General features: G+C 70.0%; 19 protein-coding genes, 6 tRNA genes and 1 riboswitch. Of the genes, 14 read left to right on the forward strand and 11 right to left on the reverse strand.

The genetic code is table 11. The features are described from left to right. Positions 1-86 precede the first annotated feature (86 nt). Together ACZ5SK_RS10530 and ACZ5SK_RS10535 are read right to left on the reverse strand one after the other, a co-directional pair. Entirely contained in the window at positions 87-350 is a 264-nt protein-coding gene (locus ACZ5SK_RS10530) for a DUF3073 domain-containing protein (protein ID WP_319344069.1), read from the reverse strand. A gap of 311 nt (positions 351-661) precedes the next feature. Then, on the reverse strand, positions 662-1765 hold the full coding sequence (locus ACZ5SK_RS10535) for a Leu/Phe/Val dehydrogenase (RefSeq protein ID WP_334578794.1): 1104 nt from the start codon (positions 1763-1765) through the stop codon (positions 662-664). 188 nt (positions 1766-1953) lie between these two features. Here ACZ5SK_RS10535 and ACZ5SK_RS10540 point away from each other — a divergent pair, with 188 nt between their 5' ends. Next, positions 1954-2796, forward strand: coding sequence for a DUF8083 family protein (locus ACZ5SK_RS10540; protein ID WP_334578795.1), 843 nt, complete (start codon positions 1954-1956; stop codon positions 2794-2796). Positions 2797-3385: 589 nt separating this feature from the next. Beyond that, positions 3386-3592, forward strand: a complete 207-nt coding sequence (bldC, locus tag ACZ5SK_RS10545) for a developmental transcriptional regulator BldC (RefSeq protein WP_003949541.1) — start codon at positions 3386-3388, stop codon at positions 3590-3592. 467 nt (positions 3593-4059) lie between these two features. Here the strand turns inward: bldC and ACZ5SK_RS10550 are convergent, their stop codons facing one another. From ACZ5SK_RS10550 to ACZ5SK_RS10580, 7 genes are all read right to left on the reverse strand, one after another. After that, the gene (locus tag ACZ5SK_RS10550; RefSeq protein WP_334578796.1) at positions 4060-4275 is read right to left on the reverse strand and encodes a DUF6274 family protein; all 216 of its coding nucleotides are present in this window, start codon (positions 4273-4275) and stop codon (positions 4060-4062) included. 287 nt (positions 4276-4562) lie between these two features. Continuing rightward, positions 4563-4637, reverse strand: a tRNA-Asp gene (locus ACZ5SK_RS10555). 94 nt (positions 4638-4731) lie between these two features. Beyond that, positions 4732-8715 carry an ATP-dependent RNA helicase HrpA gene (gene hrpA / locus ACZ5SK_RS10560; RefSeq protein ID WP_334578797.1) on the reverse strand — a complete coding sequence of 1328 codons (3984 nt, stop codon included), beginning with the start codon at positions 8713-8715 and terminating at the stop codon, positions 4732-4734. Between the two features lie 116 nt (positions 8716-8831). After that, positions 8832-8905: transfer RNA gene (locus ACZ5SK_RS10565), tRNA-Phe, on the reverse strand. 24 nt (positions 8906-8929) lie between these two features. After that, a tRNA-Asp gene (locus ACZ5SK_RS10570) sits at positions 8930-9004 on the reverse strand. A 38-nt stretch (positions 9005-9042) separates the two neighbouring features. Continuing rightward, a tRNA-Glu gene (locus ACZ5SK_RS10575) sits at positions 9043-9115 on the reverse strand. Between the two features lie 80 nt (positions 9116-9195). Then, positions 9196-10833, reverse strand: a complete 1638-nt coding sequence (locus ACZ5SK_RS10580) for a metallophosphoesterase family protein (protein WP_457495643.1) — start codon at positions 10831-10833, stop codon at positions 9196-9198. An 85-nt stretch (positions 10834-10918) separates the two neighbouring features. Between ACZ5SK_RS10580 and ACZ5SK_RS10585 the strand changes: the two genes are divergently transcribed. The 9 genes from ACZ5SK_RS10585 to ACZ5SK_RS10625 all read left to right on the forward strand — a co-directional run bounded on the left by ACZ5SK_RS10585 (position 10919) and on the right by ACZ5SK_RS10625 (position 21612). Continuing rightward, on the forward strand, positions 10919-11269 hold the full coding sequence (locus ACZ5SK_RS10585) for a metallopeptidase family protein (protein WP_319344080.1): 351 nt from the start codon (positions 10919-10921) through the stop codon (positions 11267-11269). A gap of 95 nt (positions 11270-11364) precedes the next feature. Further along, a complete protein-coding gene (locus tag ACZ5SK_RS10590; protein ID WP_361706136.1) occupies positions 11365-11928 on the forward strand; it encodes a hypothetical protein in 564 nt (187 codons plus the stop codon). 304 nt (positions 11929-12232) lie between these two features. Beyond that, positions 12233-14521, forward strand: a complete 2289-nt coding sequence (locus tag ACZ5SK_RS10595; protein ID WP_334578800.1) for a DEAD/DEAH box helicase — start codon at positions 12233-12235, stop codon at positions 14519-14521. A gap of 224 nt (positions 14522-14745) precedes the next feature. Next, positions 14746-17817: an FG-GAP repeat domain-containing protein gene (locus ACZ5SK_RS10600; RefSeq protein WP_468575772.1), complete on the forward strand. Its 3072-nt coding sequence runs from the start codon at positions 14746-14748 to the stop codon at positions 17815-17817. Between the two features lie 61 nt (positions 17818-17878). Then, on the forward strand, positions 17879-19402 hold the full coding sequence (locus tag ACZ5SK_RS10605; protein WP_468575774.1) for an amino acid permease: 1524 nt from the start codon (positions 17879-17881) through the stop codon (positions 19400-19402). A gap of 116 nt (positions 19403-19518) precedes the next feature. Further along, positions 19519-19591: transfer RNA gene (locus ACZ5SK_RS10610), tRNA-Lys, on the forward strand. Positions 19592-19758: 167 nt separating this feature from the next. Then, a complete protein-coding gene (locus ACZ5SK_RS10615) occupies positions 19759-20553 on the forward strand; it encodes a DeoR/GlpR family DNA-binding transcription regulator (RefSeq protein WP_334578803.1) in 795 nt (264 codons plus the stop codon). A 16-nt stretch (positions 20554-20569) separates the two neighbouring features. After that, complete coding sequence (locus tag ACZ5SK_RS10620; RefSeq protein ID WP_334578804.1) at positions 20570-20947, forward strand: DUF4406 domain-containing protein; 378 nt, start codon at positions 20570-20572, stop codon at positions 20945-20947. Continuing rightward, entirely contained in the window at positions 20944-21612 is a 669-nt protein-coding gene (locus ACZ5SK_RS10625) for an NUDIX domain-containing protein (protein ID WP_334578805.1), read from the forward strand. Before ACZ5SK_RS10620 ends, ACZ5SK_RS10625 begins: the two co-directional genes overlap by 4 nt. 60 nt (positions 21613-21672) lie before the next feature. Here the strand turns inward: ACZ5SK_RS10625 and ACZ5SK_RS10630 are convergent, their stop codons facing one another. After that, the gene (locus tag ACZ5SK_RS10630; RefSeq protein ID WP_334578806.1) at positions 21673-22314 is read right to left on the reverse strand and encodes a GTP cyclohydrolase II; all 642 of its coding nucleotides are present in this window, start codon (positions 22312-22314) and stop codon (positions 21673-21675) included. A 128-nt stretch (positions 22315-22442) separates the two neighbouring features. Further along, complete coding sequence (locus ACZ5SK_RS10635) at positions 22443-23039, reverse strand: MarR family winged helix-turn-helix transcriptional regulator (RefSeq protein ID WP_334578807.1); 597 nt, start codon at positions 23037-23039, stop codon at positions 22443-22445. A 112-nt stretch (positions 23040-23151) separates the two neighbouring features. Between ACZ5SK_RS10635 and ACZ5SK_RS10640 the strand changes: the two genes are divergently transcribed. The 3 genes from ACZ5SK_RS10640 (at position 23152) to ACZ5SK_RS10650 (ending at position 25972) form a co-directional block, all read left to right on the forward strand. Further along, positions 23152-24279 (forward strand): dihydrofolate reductase family protein, encoded by a 1128-nt coding sequence (locus ACZ5SK_RS10640; protein ID WP_334578808.1) that lies wholly within the window; start codon positions 23152-23154, stop codon positions 24277-24279. 83 nt (positions 24280-24362) lie between these two features. Next, positions 24363-24436, forward strand: a tRNA-Met gene (locus tag ACZ5SK_RS10645). 322 nt (positions 24437-24758) lie between these two features. Then, positions 24759-24925, forward strand: a riboswitch (cyclic di-AMP (ydaO/yuaA leader). Between the two features lie 9 nt (positions 24926-24934). Continuing rightward, on the forward strand, positions 24935-25972 hold the full coding sequence (locus ACZ5SK_RS10650; RefSeq protein ID WP_334578809.1) for a M23 family metallopeptidase: 1038 nt from the start codon (positions 24935-24937) through the stop codon (positions 25970-25972). The last annotated feature ends 3 nt before the right edge of the window (positions 25973-25975 follow it).

The following is a 25975-nucleotide window of genomic DNA, read 5'->3' on the forward strand; positions in this document are numbered from 1 at the left end:
GGCCTAAAAGGCGGATGGACCGAGTAGGCAGCACAAGACCCGGTCGGTGGCCGAAGCCACCGACCGGGTGGGTGCTCAGTACAAGGTCAAGCGCCGCGACGGTGTTGCGAGGAGTCCTCGCCGTCATCCTCGTCGTCGTCCGCCCCGTACAGCTCGGCGTACCGTGCGTACGGGTCGTCGTCCTGCTCATCGTCATCGTCATCGTCCTCGAACGGTTGACCGTTCGGCGGAATATTCGATGGCGATGCGCCCAGCTCTTCGGCCAGGCGTGAGAGATCAGTCCCGCCGCTGTTGTACTTCAGCTGGCGGGCGACCTTCGCTTGCTTGGCCTTGGCCCGGCCGCGCCCCATGGCTCGACCCCCTCAACGACGGGGCTCGACGGCCCCAGGTTGACACGCGTTCATGATCCAGGACGGTCTCTCCACAGAGAGCCCGTCGTAGGGCTCCCACGGTACCTGAGCCCACGCCCGTACGGTACGTCGCCCGTAGCACGCGCGTCTGCACAGCACCTTTCAGGCGACCCGTCCTTGCTGGTCAGTGGCGATTTTAACCACTTATCGGCGGCCGACCCGCCGGGAAGAGTGAGAGTTCTCTCCAACTTTCCACCGGCCGGTACCGCCGAAACCCTCGGACGGGTCCCCCTGGAGCCCTTAGCGGAACGTCACCAGCCGCGCGCCTGGGCCGCCTCGTGCATCCGCTGCTCGGCGATCCGGTCGGCCGCCGCGGCCGGCGGAATCCCGTCCTCCTTCGCACGTGCGAAGATGTCCAGCGTTGTATCGAAGATCTTCGCCGCCTTCGCCCTGCACCGCTCGAAGTCGAACCCGTGCAGCTCGTCGGCGACCTGGATGACCCCGCCGGCGTTCACCACGTAGTCCGGCGCGTAGAGGATCCCGCGGTCGGCGAGGTCCTTCTCCACGCCCGGGTGGGCGAGCTGGTTGTTGGCCGCACCGCAGACGATCCGGGCGGTCAGGACCGGCACCGAGAGGTCGTCGAGCGCCCCGCCGAGCGCGCACGGCGCGTAGATGTCGAGCCCGTCGACGCGGATCAGCGCCGCGGTGTCGGCGACCGCCGTCACCCCCTGCGGGTGCCGGTCGAGGATCCGGCGCACGGCGTCCGCGCGGACGTCCGTGATCACGACCTCCGCGCCCTCGCCGCGCAGGTGCTCCACGAGATGGTGGCCGACCTTGCCGACGCCCGCGATGCCGACCTTGCGGCCCCGCAGCGACGGGTCGCCCCACAGGTGCTGGGCGGAGGCCCGCATGCCCTGGTAGACGCCGAAGGCCGTCAGCACGGACGAGTCGCCGGCGCCGCCGTTCTCCGGCGAGCGGCCGGTCGTCCAGCGGCACTCGCGCGCCACGACGTCCATGTCGGCCACATAGGTGCCGACGTCGCAGGCGGTCACGTACCGGCCGCCGAGCGAGGCCACGAAACGGCCGTACGCGAGCAGCAGCGCCTCGGTCTTGATCGTGTCGGGGTCGCCGATGATCACGGCCTTGCCGCCGCCGTGGTCCAGACCGGCCATGGCGTTCTTGTACGACATTCCGCGCGCGAGGTTCAGGGCGTCGGCGACGGCCTCCGCCTCGGTCGCGTACGGATAGAAACGGGTGCCGCCGAGGGCAGGGCCCAGAGCGGTGGAGTGGAGCGCGATGACGGCCTTGAGGCCACTGGCGCGGTCCTGGCAGAGCACGACCTGCTCATGGCCCCCCTGATCCGAGTGGAACAGGGTGTGCAGTACGTCAGCAGGTGCGCCGGATACGTCGGTCACGGTAGTGACTCCCGGGTAACTAGCGGCGGTCGGGGCGAAGGCACCGTAAGGGTGGCGGGGCCTGTGGTCCGAGCGTAGAGCCTGCGTGGCCCGCCGATCTCGCAGTGTCGGGGATCACCTTCTCGCGGAATACCGCCGTGCGACGATTCGCAGGGTTTCCTTGTCGGCCGAAGGGGGAGGGAGCAGGCGTGCCCAAGGTGTCCTCGGTGATCGTTCCGTACGCGGTCTATCTGCGCGTGTACGAGCCGCTGGCCGCCTTCCCCGAGCCCGAACGCACCCACTGGGCGAACTACGCCCGCCGCCCCGAGCTCCCCTCCTACCAGGACGAGCTGCGCCGCGCGCTGGCCGACCTGCTGCCCACCCCGCCGGTCGCGGTGCCGGTGCAGGAGAGCGGCGACGCGTTCGTGACCGAGGTGGACGGCGTGCTCTGCGTCTGCCCCTGGCGCACCCGGCTGCGCGGCTGGCTGGCGCTGGGCGAGCTGGCGGAGGAGCTGCCCCGGCCGGTCCTGGAGGCCGCGCTCCCCGAGGTCGTCCGCCTGCAGGCGGCCAAGGACCACGAGCGGTGGCTGGCACGCAACCCCGACGCCCGCCCGTGGATCCGTACGGCCGCCTGGCAGGTGCCCCTCAACTGGTTCGTCCTCGTCTCCGACGAGGAGCGGGAGTACGGCAAGGGGACGGCGGAGGTGGCCCCTGTGCTGCGCTACCGCACGCCGATGGTGCAGGCGCGCCGCAGGGTGGCCCGGTCGCTGCGCACGCTGAAGGACGCCATGGACCAGGGGCCGCTGATCGACGGCCTGCTGGACGTCGGGCGCTGGCTGGAGGAATTCCACCCGCGTTCGCTGGTGGAATTGGATTACGGCGGTCTGGTGCACGTGCTGCCGGCCGGCGAGCTGGAGGACGACCACTCGGCGAAGGACGTGGCCGAGGGCATCGAGGCGCTGCGGCTGGGGGACGGCGCGGCGGCCGGCGAGGCGTACGCGCGGCTCGTGGAGCGATGGCGGTCCGTACGGGACCGACGCTCCGCGAACTGAGCTGGGCCTCCGCTTTGACCTGCGGCCGCTGTGAACTGACGATGTGACAGCTGAGACAGCGCTTTCATAAGTGACGTACGTCACGGCCAGGGAGCGGTCGGACAGCGTACCGTCAACCGCACTTCACGGAACTGACGGGACGTAGGTCCCGATCCGGGCTTTTGTCGCAAGGGTGACGGACCGCACGTACACGGCCCTTGCGCCGCTTGCCCCTCCTCGTGCCAAAATAGGACAAGGAGTCCGGGGAGGGCTCCTCCGCCTACTTATGCTCCACTGTGGGGGGAAATCTCAGCATTGCACGCTTTGGGGGGTCTCGTGACTCCTGATCGCCCCTGTGACTGATCGTCACAGTGGCGTGACTGTCCGCTATGGCATGGTCCATCGGCTTCCGTCGCCGATGAACACCTGGGGGGCAATTCCATCGGTTTGGCCGACGCGGCTGGACAGATGGTGTAGTTGTAGTGCCGAGGACAAGCCGTTCGTCCTATAACCGACTCGACTCGCGTCCGCCATTTCGGGCAACGCGGGTCAAGGTGCAGAATTTAGAGGAAAGAACCGAGAAGGTTCGGTTCTCCCGAGGAGGCCGCTCATGACCGCTCGCACCCCTGATGCTGAGCCGCTGCTGACCCCGGCTGAGGTCGCCACCATGTTCCGCGTGGACCCGAAGACGGTCACGCGGTGGGCGAAGGCCGGCAAGCTCACGTCGATTCGTACGCTCGGCGGACACCGCCGTTATCGCGAGGCCGAGGTCCGCGCACTGCTTGCGGGCATCCCGCAGCAGCGCAGCGAGGCCTGAACAACTGAATAACCGGGCAACACGTCAGGTCCCCCAACCTGTTCGGACGCCCGAAACGCAGCTCCAAGCGACGTGGGTCCTGCCCCAACAGGCCCCTCGCCCACTGGGAACGTCGTCGATCGCGCTGGACTCCGCCGGGTCCAGCGCGATCTTTTTTGTGTGCTTGAGGCGGCTCGAGCCCCCTCGCCGGGTCGTATCAGGTGACTCTGTGATCGACCTTGTCGGACTCTGGGGAGGCTCTGGGAGGGTTCCTGGGGGCATCCTTCGGACTTCCTCCGGACATCCTCCCGAGTGGTGCAATTGCACATATAAAATTGACCAGTTGTAGGAGACGGGTAAGAACCCATGTTTTCAAAACTCATGCGGTGACACCCGTCACATGCCAGGGGCCTTGTTGCCTCTGACTCATGTGCGCTAAAGGGGGGTTGGGCGGGACCAGGGCCGGGCGGTAGGTCACGCGGCGCCGGTCACGCTGTGGACGGGCTCTCCCACGGGCTCTCCCACGGGCTCTCCCCCTCGACGGCTCCCTCGGGGGCCTGTGCGCCCCGTGTGGCGCCGTCCATCGCCAGCCGCTGTAAGCGGTGGCAGATCGGGCAGTGGCGGGTCAGATGCCCGTAGGTCGACGCGGCCGACAGATGCGCGCGGAGCAGCGCCCGCGTCTCGTGCCTGACCGATGCCGCCATACCCCACCTCCACGGGGGCCACGCAGGAACGGGCCCTGAGATCTGGGTACCGGCCCGATGTGACGCCGTCAAGGGCGCGTCCCGGGACACAGAAGAGCCCGAATCCGAAGATCCGGGCTCTGAGTCACTCCGGTCAGGGTGGCGGGCGGGTCGGTGCAGGTCGTGGGTATGAAGAAGGCCCGCCTCCCGGTGTGGGGATGCGGGCCTCGTTCGTTGTGCGTCGTGGGTATGAAGAAGGCCCGCTTCCCGGTGCGGGATGCGGGCCTCGTTCGTTCACTCGTTCACTGCGGTCCTGACGGGATTTGAACCCGCGGCCTCCACCTTGACAGGGTGGCGAGCACTCCAAACTGCTCCACAGGACCAGGTTTTGCGGCACTTGATGTTGCGTTGCGCTGCGAGAAGGACTGTACAGGAGGGTGAGCCCGCTGGTCGAACTCACCCTGAGTACAGGAGCCGTCACGGCGCCGCCGCGTCGATCGCCTTCACGATCCGCTTGTCGGAGACGGGGTACGCCGTGCCCAGGGCGTGGGCGAAGTAGCTGACCCGGAGCTCCTCGATCATCCAGCGGATGTCCAGCACCGAGGAGGGGACCGGCCGGCCCTGCGGGAGCTGTTCCAGCAGCCAGGCGTACTCGTCCTGCATCTCGTGGACCTTCTCCATGCGGCTGGTGTCCCGCTGCACGCCGGTCGGCATCTGCTGCAGCCGCCGGTCCACGGCCACCAGGTAGCGCATCAGGTCGGGGAGCCGGCGCAGGCCCGCCCACGTCACGAACCCGGGCTTCACGAGGGCGTCCAGCTGCCCGCGCACGTCCGTCAGGTTTGCCAGCAGCACGGGGCTGCGTACGCCCTTCAAGCGGCGCTCACAGGCCTGCCAGGCGGCCAGGACCTGCTGCACCTGCCCGACCGTCCGCACCGTCATGTCGACGATCTCCGCGCGCACCTTGTCGTACAGCTTCCGGTACGACTCCTCGTCCCACGCCGGCCCGCCGAAGTCGGCGATCAGCCGGTCCGCGGCCGCCATCGCGCAGTCGTCGAACAGCGCCTGGATGGAACCGTGCGGATTCGCGGACAGCGCGAGCTTCTGGGCGTTCGTCAACTTCTCGGATGCGAACTTTGCCGGGTTGACCGGGATGTTGCGCAGAATCAGCCGACGTGTGCCCTTCCACATCGCCTCCGTCTGCTCCGCCTCCGTGTCGAAAAGGCGTACGGAGACCGTGTCGCCGTCGTCCACCAGCGCCGGGTACGCCTTCACCGGCTGGCCGGCGCGACGGGTCTCGAAGACGCGGGTGAGCGCGCCGATCGTCCAGTCCGTCAGGCCCGAACGCTCCAGGGACTCGCCGCCCTGCCGTTCGGCGGTGGCCGCGGCCGCCTGCGAGATCGCCTGCCTCGCCTTCGGTTTCAGCCGGAGCTTCAACGACTCCAGGTCCTTGTCCTCGGCCAGCTTGCGGCGCCGCTCGTCGACGATCCGGAAGGTGATCTTCAGATGGTCCGGGAGCCGCGACCAGTCGAAGTCCTCCGCCTCGAACGGGACGCCGACCATGCGCTTCAGGTCGCGGGCCATCGCCGTGGTGAGCGGCTCCTGGAGCGGCACCGCCTGGTCCAGGAAACGCTGCGCGAAGTTCGGCGCCGGCACGTAGTTGCGGCGGATCGGCTTCGGGAGGGAACGGATCAGCTCCGTGACGACCTCCTCGCGCAGGCCGGGGATCTGCCAGTCGAAACCGTCGCCCGTCACCTGGTTGAGGACCTGGAGCGGGATGTGGACCGTCACGCCGTCGGCGTCCGCGCCCGGTTCGAACTGGTACGTGACCCGGAACTTCAACGGACCCTGCCGCCACGAGTCCGGATAGTCGGCCTTCGTGACCGCCTCCGCCGACTCCCGGATGAGCATCTCCCGCTCGAAGTCCAGGAAGTCGGGCTGCTCGTGCCGCTTGTGCTTCCACCACGAGTCGAAGTGCGCGCCGGACACCACGTGTTCGGGCACCCGCTGCTCGTAGAAGTCGAACAGCGTGTCGTCGTCGACGACGATGTCCCGGCGCCGGGCCCGGTGCTCCAGCTCCTCGACCTCGCTGAGGAGCCGGCGGTTGTCGGCGAAGAACTTGTGGTGCGTACGCCAGTCGCCCTCGACCAGCGCGTTGCGGATGAACAGCTCGCGTGAGGTCTCCGGGTCGATCCGGCCGTAGTTGACCTTCCGCTGGGCGATGATCGGCACGCCGTACAGCGTGACCTTCTCGTCCGCCATCACGGCCGCCTGGTCCTTCTCCCAGCGCGGCTCGCTGTACGTCCGCTTCAGGAGATGCCCGGCGAGCGGCTCGACCCACTCCGGCTCGATCTTCGCGTTGACGCGGGCCCACAGCCGGCTCGTCTCCACCAACTCGGCGGACATCACGAAGCGCGGCTGCTTCTTGAACAGGGCCGAACCCGGGAAGATCGCGAACTTGGCGCTGCGCGCGCCCAGGTACTCGTTCTTGTTGCCGTCCTTCACGTCCTTCATGCCGATGTGCGAGAGCAGACCGGCGAGGAGGGAGACGTGGACGTTCTGCTCGGCCGCGTCGTCCTCGTTCAGATGGATCCCCATCTGCTTGGCGACCGTGCGCAGCTGCGTGTAGATGTCCTGCCACTCACGGATGCGCAGGAAGTTCAGGTACTCCTGCTTGCACATACGTCGGAAGGAGGAGGAGCCGCGCTCCTTCTGCTGTTCGCGGACGTACCGCCACAGGTTGAGATAGGCGAGGAAGTCGCTGGTCTCGTCCTTGAAGCGGGCGTGCTGCTGGTCGGCCTGGGTCTGCTTGTCGGCAGGGCGCTCGCGCGGATCCTGGATGGACAGCGCGGCGGCTATGACCATGACCTCGCGCACACAGCCGTTCTTGTCGGCCTCCAGGACCATCCGGGCCAGGCGGGGGTCGACGGGCAGCTGGGCCAGCTTGCGGCCGGTCTGCGTCAGTCGCTTGCGCGGGTCCTTCTGGGCCGGGTCGAGCGCCCCCAGCTCCTGGAGCAGCTGAACGCCGTCGCGGATGTTGCGGTGGTCCGGCGGGTCGATGAACGGGAACTTCTCGATCTCGCCCAGGCCCGCCGCGGTCATCTGCAGGATGACGCTCGCCAGGTTCGTACGGAGGATCTCCGCGTCCGTGAACTCCGGACGGGCCAGAAAGTCGTCCTCGTCGTACAGGCGGATGCAGATGCCGTCGCTGGTACGGCCGCAGCGGCCCTTGCGCTGGTTGGCGCTGGCCTGTGAGATCGGCTCGATCGGCAGCCGCTGGACCTTGGTGCGATGGCTGTAGCGGCTGATGCGGGCGAAGCCGGGGTCGATGACGTACTTGATGCCCGGGACGGTCAGCGATGTCTCGGCCACGTTCGTCGCCAGCACGATCCTGCGACCCGTGTGCGGCTGGAACACCCGATGCTGCTCGGCATGCGACAGCCGGGCGTAGAGGGGCAGGACTTCGGTGAACCGGTATTTCTTCTTCTCCAGTGCGTCCGCGGTGTCGCGGATCTCCCGCTCACCGGAGAGGAAGACGAGGATGTCGCCCTTCCCCTCGGCCTGGAGCTCCTCGACCGCGTCGCAGATGGCGGTGATCTGGTCGCGGTCGGCGTCCTCGGAGTCCTCTTCGAGGAGCGGCCGGTAACGCACCTCCACCGGGTACGTCCGCCCGCTGACCTCGACGATCGGGGCGTCGCCGAAGTGCCGGGAGAAACGCTCCGGGTCGATGGTCGCGGAGGTGATGATGACCTTGAGATCCGGACGGCGGGGCAGCAGCTGGGCGAGGTAGCCCAGCAGGAAGTCGATGTTGAGGGACCGCTCGTGGGCCTCGTCGATGATGATCGTGTCGTAGGCGCGCAGCTCACGGTCGGTCTGGATCTCCGCGAGGAGGATGCCGTCCGTCATCAGCTTCACGAAGGTGGCGTCCGGGTTCACCTGGTCGGTGAACCGCACCTTCCAGCCGACGGCCTCACCAAGTGGCGTCCGGAGCTCCTCCGCGACCCGCTCGGCGACCGTACGGGCGGCGATACGACGGGGCTGGGTGTGCCCGATCATGCCGCGGACGCCGCGCCCCAGCTCGAGACAGATCTTCGGAATCTGGGTCGTCTTGCCGGACCCGGTCTCACCGGCGACGATCACGACCTGGTGATCACGGATGGCGGCCGCGATCTCGTCCTTCTTCTGGCTGACCGGAAGCTGCTCGGGATACGACACGGCCGGCACACGGCCGCGCCGCATCGCCATCCGCTCCTCGACCTGCGCGACCTCCGCCTCGATCTCGGCGAGGACGGCGGCACGGGCCTCCGGCTTGCGGATCCGGCGCGCGCCTTCGAGCCTGCGCCCGAGCCGATGCGCGTCGCGCAGGGACAGCTCGGCCAGGCGGGGAGCGAGAGCGCCGAGGGCGGGAGTGGCGAGGGCGGGAGTACCCGGAGCGGGGGCGCCGGGGGCGGGGTGCGTAGACATACGCGATCCAGGATCTCATCTTGGCGAAAGACTGGGCGAGCGCTTTTGGGGCCGCCTCGCCTGACGCGGAGCGCCGAAAACCCCCTCCGGTTTCCCGGAGGGGGTTCTCGTTCTTGTGGCTGGGGCCGGGGTCGAACCGGCGACCTATCGCTTTTCAGGCGATCGCTCGTACCAACTGAGCTACCCAGCCACGAGGTTTCACGTGAAACCTCAGCGGTCCTGACGGGATTTGAACCCGCGGCCTCCACCTTGACAGGGTGGCGAGCACTCCAAACTGCTCCACAGGACCAAGCTGTTGCGTACGACAGTGTCGCACACGGTGTTGCGTGCCCCCAACGGGATTCGAACCCGTGCTACCGCCTTGAAAGGGCGGCGTCCTAGGCCGCTAGACGATGAGGGCTATCGGCCCGCCTGGGCGCTTCTCAGCGCGTCGGGGACGTCATGAGCATATGGGATGGCGGCGGGTATCGCCAAAACGGTTTACGGGGCCGTCCTGGAGGGGGTCCGGGAGGGCGTTGCGGGCGCGGTCGCGGGCGAAGTTCCGGACGGAGTGAGGGGCGGGGTGGGGGACGGAGTGGGAGAGGGGCTGGGGGACGGGGCGGCGCCGGGTTGGTTCTCCTTCGGGAGGTGGCGGCTGACCTCGGCCGTCGTCAGGCCCAGGCCGCCGAGTTTGATCTCGTCCCAGGCCTGGAGACGACGGGTGTCGCGGTCGAAGTAGAGGATCGACGCCTCGATGGGGTCGGGGTACTTGCCCTCGACGGCCCGTAGGCCGCTGCCGCCGGTCGAGCCCTCGACGCGCAGCCGGGTGCCCTTCTTCATGACCTCCGTCTGCTCGTGGTGGAGGTGGCCGGCCAGGACGAGGGGCACCTCGCCGTCCGTGCCGCGGGCGGCGGACGGCTCGTGGGCGATGGCCACGTCGGCCGGGGTGCCGACGGCCTTCTGGGCGCGCAGAGCCTGGGCGAGGCGCGCGCCCGCCGCCTCCTGCGTCTGGTCCGCGCCCGGCACGGTGGAGCGGTCGGGGGTGAACTGGGGGTCGCCGATGCCGGCGAAGCGCAGTCCGGCGAGGGTGACCGCGCGGCCGTCGTCGAGGACGTGCACGTTCTTCATGCGCTGGAGGTAGCGCTGGGTGAGGAGGGAGTCGTGGTTGCCCCTGACCCAGACGTAGGGCGCGCCCAGCGTGGCGATGGGGTCCAGGAAGCCGTTCTCGGCGGCAGTGCCGTGGTCCATGGTGTCGCCGGAGTCGACGATCACGTTGATCTTGTACTGCTCGACGAGCGAAGCGATGATCTTCCAGCTCGCGGGGTTGAGGTGAATGTCGGAGACGTGCAGGACGCGCACGGTCGTCGGGTCCGGCTGGTAGGCGGGGAGCGTGGAGGTGACGTCGTAGAGCTTGGTCACGTTGGTGACCAGGCGGGCGAGTTCCTGCTGGTAGACGTCGAACTCGGTGACGATGCTGCGCGCGTTGCCGACGAGGGAGGGCGCTGAGGACAGCAGGCCCGAGAACCGCGGCTCCAGCACGGAGTTGGGGTTCCAGGTGGCGTACGCGGTCGCGCCCGAGGCGGCCAGGAGGGTGAAGGCGAGGCCGCCGGCGGCGAGGGCGCGGCGGGGGCGGCGGTAGACGGCGAGGCCGAGGGCGGTGGCGCCGGAGACGACGGCGACGCAGGAGCGGACGGCGAGGTCGAGGGTGCCGTGCTCGACGTCGTGGGCCACCTCGTCCTGGAGGCCGGAGAGGCGCTCGGGGTGGTCGACCAGGGCCTGGGAGCGCACGGGGTCGAGCTGGTCGACGTTCACGTCGAGGCGCACGGGGGCGTGGTGGCTGTCCAGGGAGAGCGCGCCGAGCGGGGAGACGTTGATCTTCGTGCCGCCGGTCACGGACGGACGCAGGGTCATGGTCGTGTTCATGGGCCCGACGGGGACGCGGACGTTGCCGACGATCAGCAGGCCGAGCCAGGCCCCGACGAGGACGACGCCGGTCAGGCCGAGGGCGCGGGCCCAGGGGTTGGGGCGGGCGGCGAGTTCAAGAGCGGGGTTCTTGCGGTTCTTGCGGTTCCTGCGGTTCCTGCGCTGGGCGGGCTTGAGGCGGTTCAGGGCTGCGGCGGGGACGCGGACGCGGGCCATTGGTGCCGTATGCCCCGGTCCGGGCACTGGTATGCGGACGGTTCATGCTCTTCGCACGGCGGGGTCGTACCGGACAATGGGGCCTGTGCTGGAGATGACGCGCGAGGAGTTCGAGGAACTGGTCGCCGAGGCGCTGGACCGGATTCCGCCGGAGTTGACGCGGCTGATGGACAACGTCGCGGTGTTCGTCGAGGACGAGCCGCCGGCGGAGGATCCGGAGCTGCTCGGGCTGTACGAGGGCACTCCGCTGACGGATCGCGGTGAGTGGTACGCCGGGGTGCTGCCGGACCGGATCACGATCTACCGGGGGCCGACGCTGCGGATGTGCGCGTCACGGGAGGAGGTCGTCGCGGAGACCGAGGTGACGGTGGTGCACGAGATCGCCCATCACTTCGGCATCGACGACGCTCGGCTGCACGCTCTCGGTTACGGCTGAGCCGTCCGGCAGGGGGTGCGTGTCCCGCGCGTGTCTTCTTGTGGGCGGCGGGAGTTGGGCACGTCGACTCTTACGCCTGCCGCGGAGGTGGCCCCGTGCGCCCCTTGTACGTACCCGTTCGTCTGGCCGTGACGGCGCTGGTCGTCGCCGCGGCCGCCGGCTGTATGAGCGTGGGGGACGAGGAGGGCGGCCGGGTCAAGCCCTCGCATCCGGCGGGGCAGCACGGCGGCCACGCGCCGGACGGGGGTTCGGCGGGGGCGGGCGGTGGGTTCGGGCTGGGCGCGGCGGGCGGTGGCGGCAGGCATGGGCACGGGAAGGGCGACAAGGGCGGGGCGAGCGCGTCGGCGTCCGCTTCGGCCGCGCCGTCGGCGGGTGTGAGCGCACCGGCCTCGGCGGGGGCGGTGCGGCCGGGGCCGAGTGAGAAGCCGGGGGCGGCGACGCCGACCAAGGCGCAGCCGACGGCGCCCACGCGTTCGCCGGACCCGGAGCCGCCCGTGCCCTCGCCGTCGCCTCCGCCGCCGTCGCCGGAGCCGACGGTGGCCGAGCCGTCGGCCTCGGCGCACGAGGACGGCGGGGGGCCGGCGCCGCAGCTGGCGGAGCGGGAGCCCGCGCCGGAGGCGGCGCCGGAAGCGGCTCCCGAGGCGGTTTCGCCGTCCTAGGACAGGACCCTTGGCCGATTCAGGACAGGACCTTAGGCCGGCTCGGGGCAGGGCCTCGGAACGGCAGGGTGCAGGGCCTGGGTGGCTGCTGAGCTGCGGTGATGGAGCTCAGTTTGCCTTCGGAGCCAAGGGTGCGTATGGTAGTAGATCGTTTGATCCCATTTGCCCGGCGCCACCGCAGAGCGCGCCGTGTGGCGCGTACTCTCCCCAGCCGTGGCGGACCGCATAGAGGCGGTCGTAATGCAATGCGAACACGGAGTTGACGGGCGCGTGCCGACGAGACTCCGGAAGGTTTCGCATTCGCATGTCCATTTCCAGTACTGATCACGCCGTCGTGCCCGAGAGCAACGACGAGGCGATCGAGCTCACCGAGACCGCGGTCTTCGAGACCGAAGCCGCACAGGCTTTGGTCGAGGACTCCGCCGCGTCCTCCGGGCAGACCTTCGCCGACCTCGGGCTCCCCGAGGGCGTCGTGCGCAAGCTCGCGCAGAACGGCGTGACCACCCCCTTCCCGATCCAGGCCGCGACCATCCCGGACGCCCTGGCCGGCAAGGACATCCTCGGCCGTGGCCGCACCGGCTCCGGCAAGACCCTCTCCTTCGGTCTGCCGACCCTGGCCACGCTGGCCGGCGGGCACACCGAGAAGCGCAAGCCGCGCGCCGTCATCCTCACGCCGACGCGTGAGCTGGCGATGCAGGTCGCGGACGCGCTGCAGCCCTACGGCGACGTCCTCGGCCTGAAGATGAAGGTCGTCTGCGGCGGTACGTCGATGAGCAACCAGATCTACGCCCTGGAGCGTGGCGTCGACATCCTCGTCGCCACCCCGGGCCGGCTGCGCGACATCATCAACCGCGGCGCCTGCTCCCTCGAGAACGTGCAGATCGCCGTCCTCGACGAGGCCGACCAGATGTCCGACCTGGGCTTCCTGCCCGAGGTCACCGAGTTGCTCGACCAGATTCCGGCCGGCGGCCAGCGCATGCTGTTCTCGGCCACGATGGAGAACGAGATCTCCACGCTGGTCAAGCGCTACCTGAGCAACCCGGTCACGCACGAGGTCGACAGCGCCCAGGGCAACGTCACGACCATGTCGCACCACATCCTCATCGTGAAGCCCAAGGACAAGGCTCCGGTCACCGCCGCGATCGCCTCCCGCAAGGGCCGCACGATCATCTTCGTCCGCACCCAGCTCGGCGCCGACCGTATCGCCGAGCAGCTGCGCGACTCCGGTGTGAAGGCGGACGCGCTGCACGGCGGCATGACCCAGGGCGCGCGCACCCGCACGCTGGCCGACTTCAAGGACGGCTACGTCAACGCGCTCGTCGCGACCGACGTCGCCGCCCGCGGCATCCACGTCGACGGCATCGACCTGGTCCTGAACGTGGACCCGGCCGGCGACCACAAGGACTACCTGCACCGTGCGGGCCGTACGGCGCGGGCCGGCCGCACCGGCACGGTCGTGTCGCTCTCGCTGCCGCACCAGCGCCGTCAGATCTTCCGGCTGATGGAGGACGCGGGCGTCGACGCCGGGCGTCACATCATCCAGGGCGGCGCCGCCTTCGACCCGGAGGTCGCCGAGATCACCGGCGCCCGGTCGATGACGGAGGTCCAGGCCGAGTCCGCGGGCAACGCGGCGCAGCAGGCCGAGCGTGAGGTCTCCCAGCTCGCCAAGGAGCTGGAGCGCGCGCAGCGCCGGGCGACCGAGCTGCGTGAGGAGGCCGACCGTCTGGTGGCCCGCGTGGCGCGTGAGCGCGGCGAGGACCCGGAGGCGGCTGTCGTCGCGGCCGCCGAGGCGGTCGTGGAGCAGAACACCGTGGCGGAGGCGCCGGCCGAGACCGTGGTCTCCGAGCAGATCGCCGAGCGTCCCGCGTACGAGCAGCCGCGTCAGCGTCGTGACGAGCGGGGCAACTACGAGCGTCGTGACGACCGCCGCGATGATCGTGGTGGCCGTTCGTTCGAGCGCCGCGACAACGACCGTGGCGGCTTCAACCGTGACGACCGTCAGTCGGGCGGCTTCAACCGCGACCGTCGTGACGACCGTGGTGGGTTCCGCCGTGACGACCGCCGCGACGACCGTGGTGGCCGTTCGTTCGAGCGCCGCGACAACGACCGTGGCGGTTTCAACCGTGACGACCGTCAGTCGGGCGGCTTCAACCGCGACCGTCGTGACGACCGTGGTGGCCGTTCCTTCGAGCGTCGTGACGAGCGTCCCGCGGGCGGGTTCCGCCGCGACGAGCGTCGTGACGAGCGTCCCTCCGGTGGCTTCCGCCGTGACGACCGTCCCTCGGGCGGCTTCAACCGTGACCGTCGTGACGAGCGTCCCTCCGGCGGGTTCCGCCGCGATGACCGTCAGTCGGGCGGCTTCAACCGCGACGACCGTCAGTCGGGCGGCTTCAACCGCGACCGTCGAGACGAGCGTCCGTCCACCCACCGGGGCAGCGACCGTCCGTTCAACCGTGACCGTCGCGACGACCGCCCGGGCTTCCGCTCCGGCGGCCACGACCGCCCGTTCGGCCGCCGTGACGACCACCGCGGCACCGGCTCCGGCACGACCGGCCGCCGCGACGACAAGCCCCGCTGGAAGCGCAACGGCTGACGCGAAGGCTGTCGCCGGCCCATGTGAGTGAACGCCGTGGCCCCCACCGAATTTCGGTGGGGGCCACGGCGTTCTCGCTTCTCCGGTAACCCCTTTCTCCGAGGCTGCGGGGCGACTGTAGGATCAGCCGACTTGTGAGACGGATGTGAAGGCTGGGGGCCCGCGGACGCCGGCGAGGCGTGCCGTCCGATCCGTCTCCGTCCTGTTCCCGGGGAGGGACTCTCTTGGCTCGCCATGGCTCCGCACGTCTGCGTCTTGTCGCCGCCTCCGCCGTCCTGGCGGCAGGACTGACCCCGTTGCTGCCGTCGACGGCGGTCGCGGACACTCCGCAGGAGACGGTGGTGCCGGCGACACCGCGGGACACCTACACGACCGCGACGCTCCAGTCGTCGTCGACCCACGGCAGCCATGACGGGGCCGGGGCACAGGGGGTCTTCCACAGCCTGGAGGGCGCCGGCGGCCTGCTGTGGACGCGCTACGCGGACGGCGAGTCGGTGCCCGTGCCGACGGCGCCTGCGGGAACGGTGGGGATGTCGACCGGCACCGACGTCCTGGCGTACCACCACAGCGATGGCCGGGTCGACTTCTGGGACGCGTCCGACGGCTCCACCCGGAGCCTCCAGGTCCCGGACGGGTTGGGTTACCTCACGTCCTACGACAACCTGACGGTGGCCTTCAAGAACGTGCTGGGCGAGGACGGTACGGTCACCCGTGACGTGCATCTGCTGACGCCGGGGCCCGACGGGACCACCGTGGACCGAATGATCACGGGAGGTCCGGCCGGTCTCGTCCTCGGGTTGGGCGGGGCGGTGGACGCGCAGACGCTGTACCTGCATGCCTCCGTGGACGCGCAGTTCGGCCTGATCGCCGTGGACCGTGCGTCCGGTGAGGTGCGCGGCTGGAGCGGCCCGATTCCCACCGGGTACACCGGCACGAGCCTGGGCGGTGGACATGTCGTCGTCTCCGCCAAGGACAAGGCATCGGTCCTGGTGTTCCCGCGTGACCTATCGACGGCCCCCGTCGAGGTGAGGCTCAAGGGCGTCAGCGACGGGCCGAACGCCACCCAGGACCTGGCCGTCGTCGGCGACTGGCTGGTCAACGGGACCACTTCGGCGACCGCGCAGCCCCTCACGGGCGGCGATCCGGTGACCCTGCTGCGGTCCTCGGCGTACGGGACCGCGGCCGGGCCCGACGGCACCGCCGTGAAGATCGGCCGCACGGGCGACGACGACTGGGGCATCCAGCGCCTCACCCCGGGCACGGACGGTGGCCCGCCCGTCGTCACGCCGGTCAAGGCCCTGCCCAAACCGCCGTTGGCGATCCAGGGGCTGTCCCTGGACCAGGGGCGGCTCGTCGTTCTGGAGCACTACGGCACCGCGGCGCGTTCCGCCCGGGTACGGACCGTCGCCGCGTCCGGTACCCCCACCTTCGGCGAGGGCAGCAAGCTCACCACCACCGTCCCCATGGCCGACTGCGCAGCCGACGCCGCATGCGCCCAGGTCCGGGGCCTGGCCGACGGCCGTATCGCTTGGCTCGCACGCGACGGGGCCACCAATGCGATCGAGGTCGACGGGCCGGATGCGGACGATGTCTGGGGCCGCCCCGGGCTGCCCAAGGAAGGGCGGATCACCGATGTCTCGGGCCGCTACCTGCTCTACACGGGACCCGGTGGGCAGTACGTGTACCGGATCGACAGCATCGACCCTGCACCCGTCGTCACCCGCACCCCCGGGCCGGCCGCCCTCTCCGGCAACATCCTGTGGACCACGGGCACGAGCCCGGGCAGTGTCACCGCCTACGACCTGACGGCCAGGAGGACGACCGAGGTCCTCGCCACCGACGCGGGCTGCGCTCCCACCGAACTCCAGGCGCTGGGCCGCTGGTTGTACTGGACCTGCGAGGGCCGGGCGGGCGTCTACGACCGAACGGAGAAGAAGTCCGTGCCGGTGCCGGCCGACGAGGCCGAGCTCGGTGACGGGTACGTCGTCACCCACGACAAGCAGGCCGGGAAGCTGACGCTGACGACGGTCGCCGACGGTACGGCCGAGAGCCGGGTCATCGGGGACCTGCCCGACACCGAGGTCTCACAGCGGGACGTGCGCTGGACGGTCGACGAGTCCGGTGCGAACGCGGCCTACGTGGACATCAAGGAGCAGGTGCACCTCGTGCCGTCCGGCGTGGCACAGCAGCCGCTGGGCCTGCTGGACGCGCCGCGCAGCAGCACCGAGATCGGCATCGATCCCGCCGCGAACACCCTCACCTCCGTGCTGTTGTCGAAGCCGGCCGCCGACTGGGAACTGACCGTGCGCAACAAGGCGACCGGCAAGCGCGTCGATGGCGCGGACGGCGGCGCCGTGCGAGGAAGCCTGGGCGTCTACTGGACGGGTGTCGATTCGACGGGGGCGGATCTTCCCAACGGCCTGTACGACTGGACGCTGTCGATCACACCGGCGGACGGGGTCGGCGGCCCCCTGAAGGTGCAGGGCACGGTCAGACGTGTGCGCGGCAGCGCCGTGTTCCACGACTACGTGGGTCCGGGGAACAAGCCGGACGGCGTCGGCGACCTGCTCACCATGCCCTACCCGGGCACCCTGACCTACCAACAGGGCACGGGCAAGGGCACGTTCTCGGGGCAGGCCAGCGGCGCGGGCTGGCCGAAGGACATCAGGGTGGTGCCGATCGGCGATCTGAGCGGCGACCGCTGCAACGACGCCCTCGTGCGGCTCAGCAGCGGGGCGCTGCGGCTGTACCGGACGGGCTGCGGTGCCGCGTTGTCGCCCGCGGCGCCGTACACGACGGTCGGGACCAGCGGCTGGACCCAGTTCGACGTTCTGACCTCGCCGGGTGATCTCACGATGGACGGCCGTCCCGACTTGATCGCCCGCAACCCGTCGACCGGCAAGGTCTATATGTACAAGGGCACGGCCGCCGGAAAACTGTCCGCCCCCGTGAAGCTCTACGACGACTGGAAGACGTACAAGAAGATCGTCGGCGTGGGCGACCTCAACGGCGACGGCATCGGTGACCTGATCGCCCAGGACAAGTCGAACAACCTGTACCGCTACATCGGGACCGGCAAGGGAACCTTCGGTGCGCGCGTGAAGCTGTTCGCGAACTGGGGGGCTTCGTACAACGCGGTCGCCGGGGCCGGGGACATCACCGGGGACGGGAAGGCGGACCTCGTCGCGCGGGACACCGCGGGCGGGCTGTACCGGCTTCCCGGCACCGGAACCGGCACATTCGGAGCGCGGGTCAAGATCGGCGCCGGCTGGCAGAACTACAAGGGAATCTTCTAACCGCTTCTTTCAGCCAAGTTGTGACGTGTGTCACGCCCCCGGTGAGGGAATTGCTGGGGGCATGACAGATGACGCCAGAGTGAGTGGGCTGTCGGACGAAGAGCGGCTGGCCCAGCTCGGTTACACGCAGGTTCTTGCCCGCCGCATGTCGGCGTTCTCCAACTACGCGGTCTCCTTCACGATCATCTCGGTCCTCTCGGGCTGCCTGACGCTGTACCTGTTCGGCATGAACACGGGCGGACCGGCGGTGATCACCTGGGGCTGGGTGGCCGTCGGCCTGATGACGCTGTTCGTGGGCCTGTCGATGGCCGAGATCTGCTCGGCGTATCCGACCTCCGCGGGCCTGTACTTCTGGGCGCACCGGCTGGCGCCCCCGCGATCGGCGGCGGCCTGGGCCTGGTTCACGGGCTGGTTCAACGTGCTGGGGCAGGTCGCGGTGACCGCCGGCATCGACTTCGGGGCCGCGTCCTTCCTCGGCGCGTACCTGAACCTCCAGTTCGACTTCGAGGTGACCCCGGGCCGGACGGTCCTGCTCTTCGTGGCCATCCTGTTGCTGCACGGCCTGCTCAACACCTTCGGCGTGCGGATCGTCGCGTTGCTGAACAGCGTGAGCGTGTGGTGGCACGTGCTGGGCGTGGGCGTCATCGTCGGGGCGCTGGCGTTCGTCCCCGACACCCACCAGTCGACGTCCTTCGTGTTCGGAGAGTTCGTCAACAACACCGGCTGGGGCAGCGGGGTGTACGTCGTGCTGCTGGGCCTGCTGATGGCCCAGTACACCTTCACCGGCTACGACGCGTCCGCCCACATGACGGAGGAGACGCACGACGCGTCGACGGCGGGCCCGAAGGGGATCGTGCGGTCCATCTGGACGTCGTGGATCGCCGGCTTCGTCCTGCTGCTCGGCTTCACGTACGCCATTCAGTCCTACGACGCCGCCCTCACCTCGCCGACCGGCGCGCCGCCCGCCCAGATCCTGCTCGACGCGCTCGGCGCGACCGCCGGCAAGCTGCTGTTGCTGGTCGTGATCGGCGCCCAGCTGTTCTGCGGGATGGCGTCGGTGACGGCCAACAGCCGCATGATCTACGCGTTCTCCCGGGACGGGGCACTGCCGTACTCCCGCCTGTGGCACACGGTCAGCCCGCGCACCCGTACGCCCGTCGCGGCGGTCTGGCTCGCGGCCGGCGGCGCACTGCTCCTGGGCCTGCCGTACCTGATCAACGTGGCCGCGTACGCGGCCGTCACCTCCATCGCCGTCATCGGCCTCTACATCGCGTACGTCATCCCGACGCTGCTGCGCATCCGCAAGGGCGAGGCCTTCCAGCGCGGGCCATGGCACCTGGGCCGTTGGTCGAAGGCCATCGGCGTGGTGTCGGTGGCGTGGGTGGCCGTGCTCACCGTCCTGTTCATGCTGCCGCAGGTCTCCCCGGTCACCTGGGAGACCTTCAACTACGCCCCGGTCGCCGTTCTCGTCGTCCTGGGCTTCGCGGGGGTGTGGTGGCAGGTCTCGGCCCGCCACTGGTTCCTCAACCCCGACCACGAACGGACTGCGGCCAGGGAGGCGGCGAGGGCGGGGAAGACCCCGTAGCCGACAGGCCCGATGACCGATCTTCGCCCTTCCGCACGCCTCGACCCGGCCGTGTCACCGATACCCGATCGGAGACGCGGCCGGGTCCGGCTATGCTCGGGGAGGCAACATCGCCTGGGCCCTTAGCTCAATTGGCAGAGCAGTGGACTTTTAATCCATTGGTTGTGGGTTCGAGTCCCACAGGGCCTACCGGTGGCGGGGGAGGAAACGCCCTCTTGCCTGCTACGCAGCGCCTGAGTCGGCTTCGGTCGGCTCGGGCGCTGCGTTGTTTTGAGCTCGTCCCCAGGGCCGGGCAGCCATCGCCCGTTCGAACAGTCTGATGTTCGTTCACTCATTGGCGTGGTAGAAATGGCCGCATGGATGTAGCCGACCGTCTGGACCTGACTCTGCGCCTCGTTCAGGGGCAGGACCCCGGGCAGCGGATCTCCGTGGCCGAACTCGCTCAGCGGCTTGGCGTCTCCGAGATGACCGTGCGCAGGGATCTGGACGCGCTGGAGAGGCAGGGGCTGGTGCGGCGGGTGCACGGTGGGGCCGTTCCCGGGCGGCCGCGTGCGGAGGGCGGTGGCTTCGAGGCGCGGCAGGCGTGGCAGGCGGCGACGAAGGACCGGCTGGGCGCGGCCGTCGCCGCGCTGGTCGAGCCGGGGTCGCGGGTGCTGCTGGACGCCGGGACCACGACCGTGCATGTGGCCGAACACCTCGCCGCGCGGGGCCCGTTGACGGTCGCGGTGCTCAGTCTGCAGGCGGCGCTGCGGCTGGCCGACCGGCCCGGCATCGAGCTGGTGGTCGTCGGCGGTCGCTCGCGTCCCGGTGAGCGGTCCCTCGTCGGGCCGTTGGCCCTGCGCACCCTGGAGTCCCTGGCCTTCGACGTGTTCGTGATGTCGATCGGCGGGGTGCACGCCGTGCACGGCTGGTCGGAGTTCTCCCTGGAGGACGCTGCCGTCAAGCAGGCGGGACTCGCCCAGGCCGCCCGTACGCTCGCCGTCGCCGACGCGACCAAGCTGGGCGTGCGCGCGTTCAGCCAGGTCGCTCCGCTCGACGCCGTGCACACCTTCGTCACCGACGCCGCCGCGGCCGACCCCGCCACCCACCCCGGCGGCCCCCAGACCCTGGACGCCCTGCACGAGGCCGGCGTCGAGACCCGCCTCAGCTGAGGAGACATAGACGTATATGACGCCGCTGATGATCCTGGTCGCCGGACCGTACCGTTCGGGTACCGGTGACGACCCCGCCAAACTCGCGGACAACGTGCGGGCCATGAACGAGGTCGCCCTCGCACTGTTCCGCGCCGGGCATCTGCCCGTCACCGGAGAGGCGCTCGCGCTGCCCCTGCTGGAGGCGGCGGGCGGCGCCGCCCCCGGCGACCCGCTCTTCGACGAGCTCTTCCACCCGGTCGCCGAACGCCTGTTGGACCGCTGCGACGCGGTGCTGCGCATCGGCGGCCCCTCACAGGGCGCCGACCGCATGGTCGAGCGGGCCCGCGCCCGGGGCATGCAGACCTACGTCGGCCTCGCCGACGTCCCGACCCCCGCAGGGAGCTCCTCATGACCGCCGGCATCGACACCCCCGACCCCCGGGGCCGTACCGGACTCGACCGTCAGGGACGTGACCTCACCGGCAACGACCGGGTCCGCATCCTCGACGTCGAGGTCCTCGCCTGCGACTGGTCCGTGCTGCGCCGCACCACCTTCGACTACCGGCACAGCGACGGCCACGTCAGCCGCGAGCAGCGCGAGACCTACGACCGGGGCGACGGCGCGACGATCCTGCTCTACGACCCCGACCGGCGCACCGTCCTGCTGACCCGTCAGTTCCGGCTGCCCGCGTACGTCAACGGACACCCCGACGGCATGCTGCTGGAGACCGCCGCCGGGCTCCTGGACGGCGACGACCCACAGGAGGCGATCCGTCGTGAGGCCGCGGAGGAGACGGGACGCACGGTCCGGGACGTAGAGCACGTGTTCGACGCGTTTATGAGCCCCGGCTCCGTCACGGAGCGGCTCAGCTTCTTCGCCGCCCCCTACGACGCGTCCGCCCCCGGCGTCGACACGGCGGGCGTGGCGGCCGAGGGCGAGGACATCACCGTCGTCGAACTCCCCTTCGCCGAGGCCCTCGACCTGGTCCGCACGGGCGCGATCGCGGACGCGAAGACCATCATGCTGCTCCAATGGGCGGCGCTGGACGGCCCGTTCGGGCCCGAGCGGGGGCGTTGACGCCCGGCCCGGGATCGCCCCGCAATCAGCCCACGCCCAGTCGACGTTTCAGTCGACGTTTCAGCCGACGTTCAGCCCCGTGAGGTCCCCCAGCGGCAGTGTGTGCTGGGTCTGCAGGACCTTCGCGCGCAGGTAGCGGACGTTGTGCGGGGTCGTGAAGACGCCCGTCGGGACCCGGTCCTGGACGTCGATGCCCAGTTCCCGCAGCTGGTCGGCCTTGTCGGGGTTGTTGGACAGGAGGTCCAGGCTCGTGATGCCCAGGGCGCGCAGCATCTGGGCGGCGGCCGTGTAGTCGCGGCCGTCCTCGGGCAGACCGAGCGCGGCGTTCGCCTCGTAGGTGTCCAGGCCCTGGTCCTGGAGGGCGTACGCGTCGAGCTTGTTGTAGAGGCCGATGCCGCGGCCCTCCTGGCGCAGGTAGAGCAGGACGCCGCCCGTCGTGGCTATGCGCTCCACCGCCTCGCGCAGCTGCGGCCCGCAGTCGCACCGTGCGGAGCCGAAGACGTCGCCGGTCAGGCACTCGGAGTGCAGCCGGACCAGCGGGGTGGTGCCGGGCGCCGGCTCGCCGAGGACGACGGCGACGTGCTCCTGGCCGTCGGCGAGGCCGTGGAAGGTGACCAGTTCGGTGTCGACGGAGTAGCCGTCGTGGAAGCGAAGCGGTACCCGGACGCGGGCGCGCTGGGTGGCGGCGGGGGTGTCGGGCATGCGGGTCTCCCGGGTCCGGTGGTGAATGGTGGCACACGGCCGGCTTCTGCTTCAGATTTGAAGCAGTTCCGACGAAACGAGACCCTACCCCATGCTTTAAATTTGAAGCAACTGAATTGTGGTGCGGCTCATGAGGTCCCGGATGCCCCGGACGCCCCGGATGCCCCGGCGCCTTCCGGGCCCAAGGCGCCCTCCGAGGCCTCGCCGCTGCCGGAGCACGGTGACGACCGTCGGCGCCACGGGAGGTCCTCGGGTGCGACCTCGTTGCTGTCGTCCCCCTGGAACCCCCGTACGACCTGCGTGAAGATCTCCTCCAGCTGTCCCACCTGTTCAGGGGTGAGGCGGGCGAAGAGGGAGGCACGGACGGTGTCGACATGCCCGGGCGCCGTCCTCTCCAGCACCGTCATGCCCTCGTCCGTGAGGACCGCGACACTCCCGCGCTTGTCCCAGCTGCAGTCCTCGCGCCGCACCAGCCCGTCCTTCTCCAGACGGGTCACCGCATACGTCAGCCTGCTGCGGGTGATCTTCAGCTGCTCCGCGAGCTCGGTCATCCGCAGGCGCCGCTCCGGTGTGTCGGAGAGGTTGGCGAGGATGGAGTAGTACAGGTGAGGCATGCCGGCCTCCTGCTGGAGCTGCCGGTCGATCGCGTCCTCGACGAGGAGGTACCCGGCGACGTAGGCGCGCCAGGCGCGTTGCTCCTCGGGGGTGAGCCAGCGAGTCGTCATGCGACCAGTGTAGGTTTGTTTCAAACTTGAACCAAGAGGCCACGTCAACCCACGTGAATCACCTCCCACCCACCCTCACCCACCCTCACCCACGCCACCGGGGAGCGCGTCGATGCCGTACCCGTACGTCCTGCTGTCCGCCGCCGTCTCCCTCGACGGCTACCTGGACGACACCACCCCCGATCGCCTGCTCCTCTCCAGCCCCGCCGACTTCGACCGCGTCGACGAGGTGCGAGCCTCCGTCGACGCCATCCTCATCGGCGCCGGCACCATCCGCGCGGACAACCCCCGGCTCCTCGTGAACTCCCCGGAGCGGCGCGCCGCCCGCGTCGCCGAGGGCCGGCCGCCGTACCCCCTCAAGGTCACGGTCAGCGGCTCCGGCGAGCTCGATCCCGCGGCGAACTTCTGGCACACGGGCGGCGAGAAGGTCGTCTGTACGACGGACAAGGGCGCCGAGCGCGCCCGCGCACTCGGGATCGCCGCGGACGTCGTCCCGCTCGGCCCCGAACTGGACTGGCGCCGCCTCCTCGAACACCTGCACGATGTGCGGGGCGTACGGCGTCTCATGGTCGAGGGCGGCGGCACCGTTCACACCCAGCTGCTCCAGCAGGGCCTCGCCGACGAACTCCAGCTCGTCGTCGCCCCGCTCTTCGTGGGCGACCCGGACGCGCCCCGTCTCTTCGGGCCGGGCGGCTACCAGGGCGGACGGCTGCGCCTGGTCGAGACGCGGCGCATCGAGGACGTCGTACTGAACCGCTACCAGCCCACCGCCCCCGGCGCCGGACCGCTCCCCGCCGCGGCCGACCGCCACTGGCTGGCCCTCGCCTGCGAGCTCGCGGCGCAGTGCCCGCCCTCGCAGACCGCCTTCAGCGTCGGCGCGGTGATCGTGGCCGCCGACGGTACGGAACTGGCCCGCGGCCACTCCCGCGAGGCCGGCGACCCGGTCGTGCACGCCGAGGAGGCGGCCCTCGCGAAGCTCGACCCCGCCGACCCCCGACTGCCCACGGCCACCGTGTACAGCAGTCTCGAACCCTGCGCCCGTCGCTCCTCCCGCCCCTCCCCCTGCGCCCGCCTCATCCTCGACGCGGGCGTGCGCCGGGTGGTCACCGCCTGGCGTGAGCCCGACACCTTCGTGACGGAGGCGGACGGAACCGGGCTCCTGACGGCCGCGGGCGTCGACGTCCTCGTCCTCCCGGAGTTCGAGGCGCGGGCGAAGGCCCCGAACCGGCACCTGGAATGAGGCGGCGGGGGCGGGGCATCGGGGGCGGCGGTAAACCGTGGTGTTTGACGCCCCGGAAGTAGCGTAGACTGGAGTCACAACGACGCGGGGTGGAGCAGCTCGGTAGCTCGCTGGGCTCATAACCCAGAGGTCGCAGGTTCAAATCCTGTCCCCGCTACTGAAGGCCGAGGGCCGGAATCCGAAAGGGTTCCGGCCCTCGGTGCATATCCGGGGCAATTCAGCGCACATCAGGGACCCCTCAGTGCGTGTCCCAGGGACCCCTCAGTGCGTGTCCCCGACATGTGGCCGGTTGGTTACTGTGCGTACGCTGCGTTTTCGGACGCCTCTTCCGTCAACTCGCCCGTTTTTCACCGTTCATGGGGCGAAAGTCCCAGGCCGAAAATGTTGTTGATCAAGCAGAAGTGCTTGGAAACCGGCCCCCAGGTCTATTAACGTTCGATAACGCAGCGCGGTCGTCCCAGCCGTCACAAGAGTCGGCTCCGTGCGCACTGCCGAATCCCGCAAGGGAACCGGGGAACCACCACCTTGGGGTGAATCGCACGGAAGCCACCGTGAACTCGCGGAGTCCACGGCCGGTATACGCGCGTAGGAGACCTTCCCGCTCCGAACCCGTCAGCTAACCCGGTAGGCGACGGAAGGAAAGGAGTACGCCCGCGTGGCGTCCAACCGGCCTGCCCCAGAAGCCCCGTTCGTGCCCGCCCAGCGGTCCACCGAGACCTTCGGCTACGGCGACTACCGCACCGACGAGGGCCCCTGGGAGGAGTGGAACCCCACCGCGGAGTCCATTCGCCCGGTACGCGGCAAGCACCGCGTCGCCAAGCAGCGCGGCGGCGGGTTCGCCCGCAGCTCCACCGTCCTCGGCGTCGGCGTCATAGCCGCCGTCAGCGCGGGCGGCATGGCCAGCGCCAACACCGGCAAGGCCCCCGTCTCCATCTCCCTGCCGGACCTGCCGAACGTCGGCTCGCTCATCTCCGACGACGAGCCCGCCCAGGACGCCGCGCCGGCCCTGGCGACCTTCGGCTCCGAGACGACCGCCGACGACAGCAGCCAGAGCGCCTCCGACGCCGGTGAGGCCCTGCGCAGCCGGATCATGGCGCAGGCCGAGTCGCAGCAGACCCAGATCGAGACCAAGGCCCAGGCCGCCGCCGAGGCCGCCGCGGCCAAGGCCGCGAGCGACGCCGTCGTCAAGGCCGAGAAGGACGCGAAGGCCAAGTCCGACGCCGCAAAGGCGAAGGCCGCCGCGGAGGCCGCCGAGAAGGCCGAGGCCGCGCGCCTGGCCGAGCTCGCCAAGCAGTACACGCTGCCGACCTCCTCGTACACGATCACCTCGACCTTCGGTCAGGCCGGCTCCATGTGGTCCTCCGGCTACCACACGGGCCTGGACTTCGCCGCTCCCACCGGCACGCTCATCAAGGCCGTCCACAGCGGCACCGTCACGGAGGCGGGCTGGGCCGGTTCCTACGGCTACCGCACCATCCTGACGCTGGACGACGGCACCGAACTCTGGTTCTGCCACCAGTCCTCGATCAGCGTCAGTGCCGGCCAGAAGGTCGGCACCGGTGACGTGATCGGCCGCGTCGGCGCGACGGGCAACGTGACCGGGCCCCACCTCCACCTCGAGGTCCACCCGAACGGCAACTCCGACGGCGTCGACCCGATGGCCTGGCTGCGCAGCAAGGGCCTCAACCCCTGAGCA

The sequence above is a fragment of the Streptomyces sp. NPDC031474 genome (assembly GCF_055581185.1).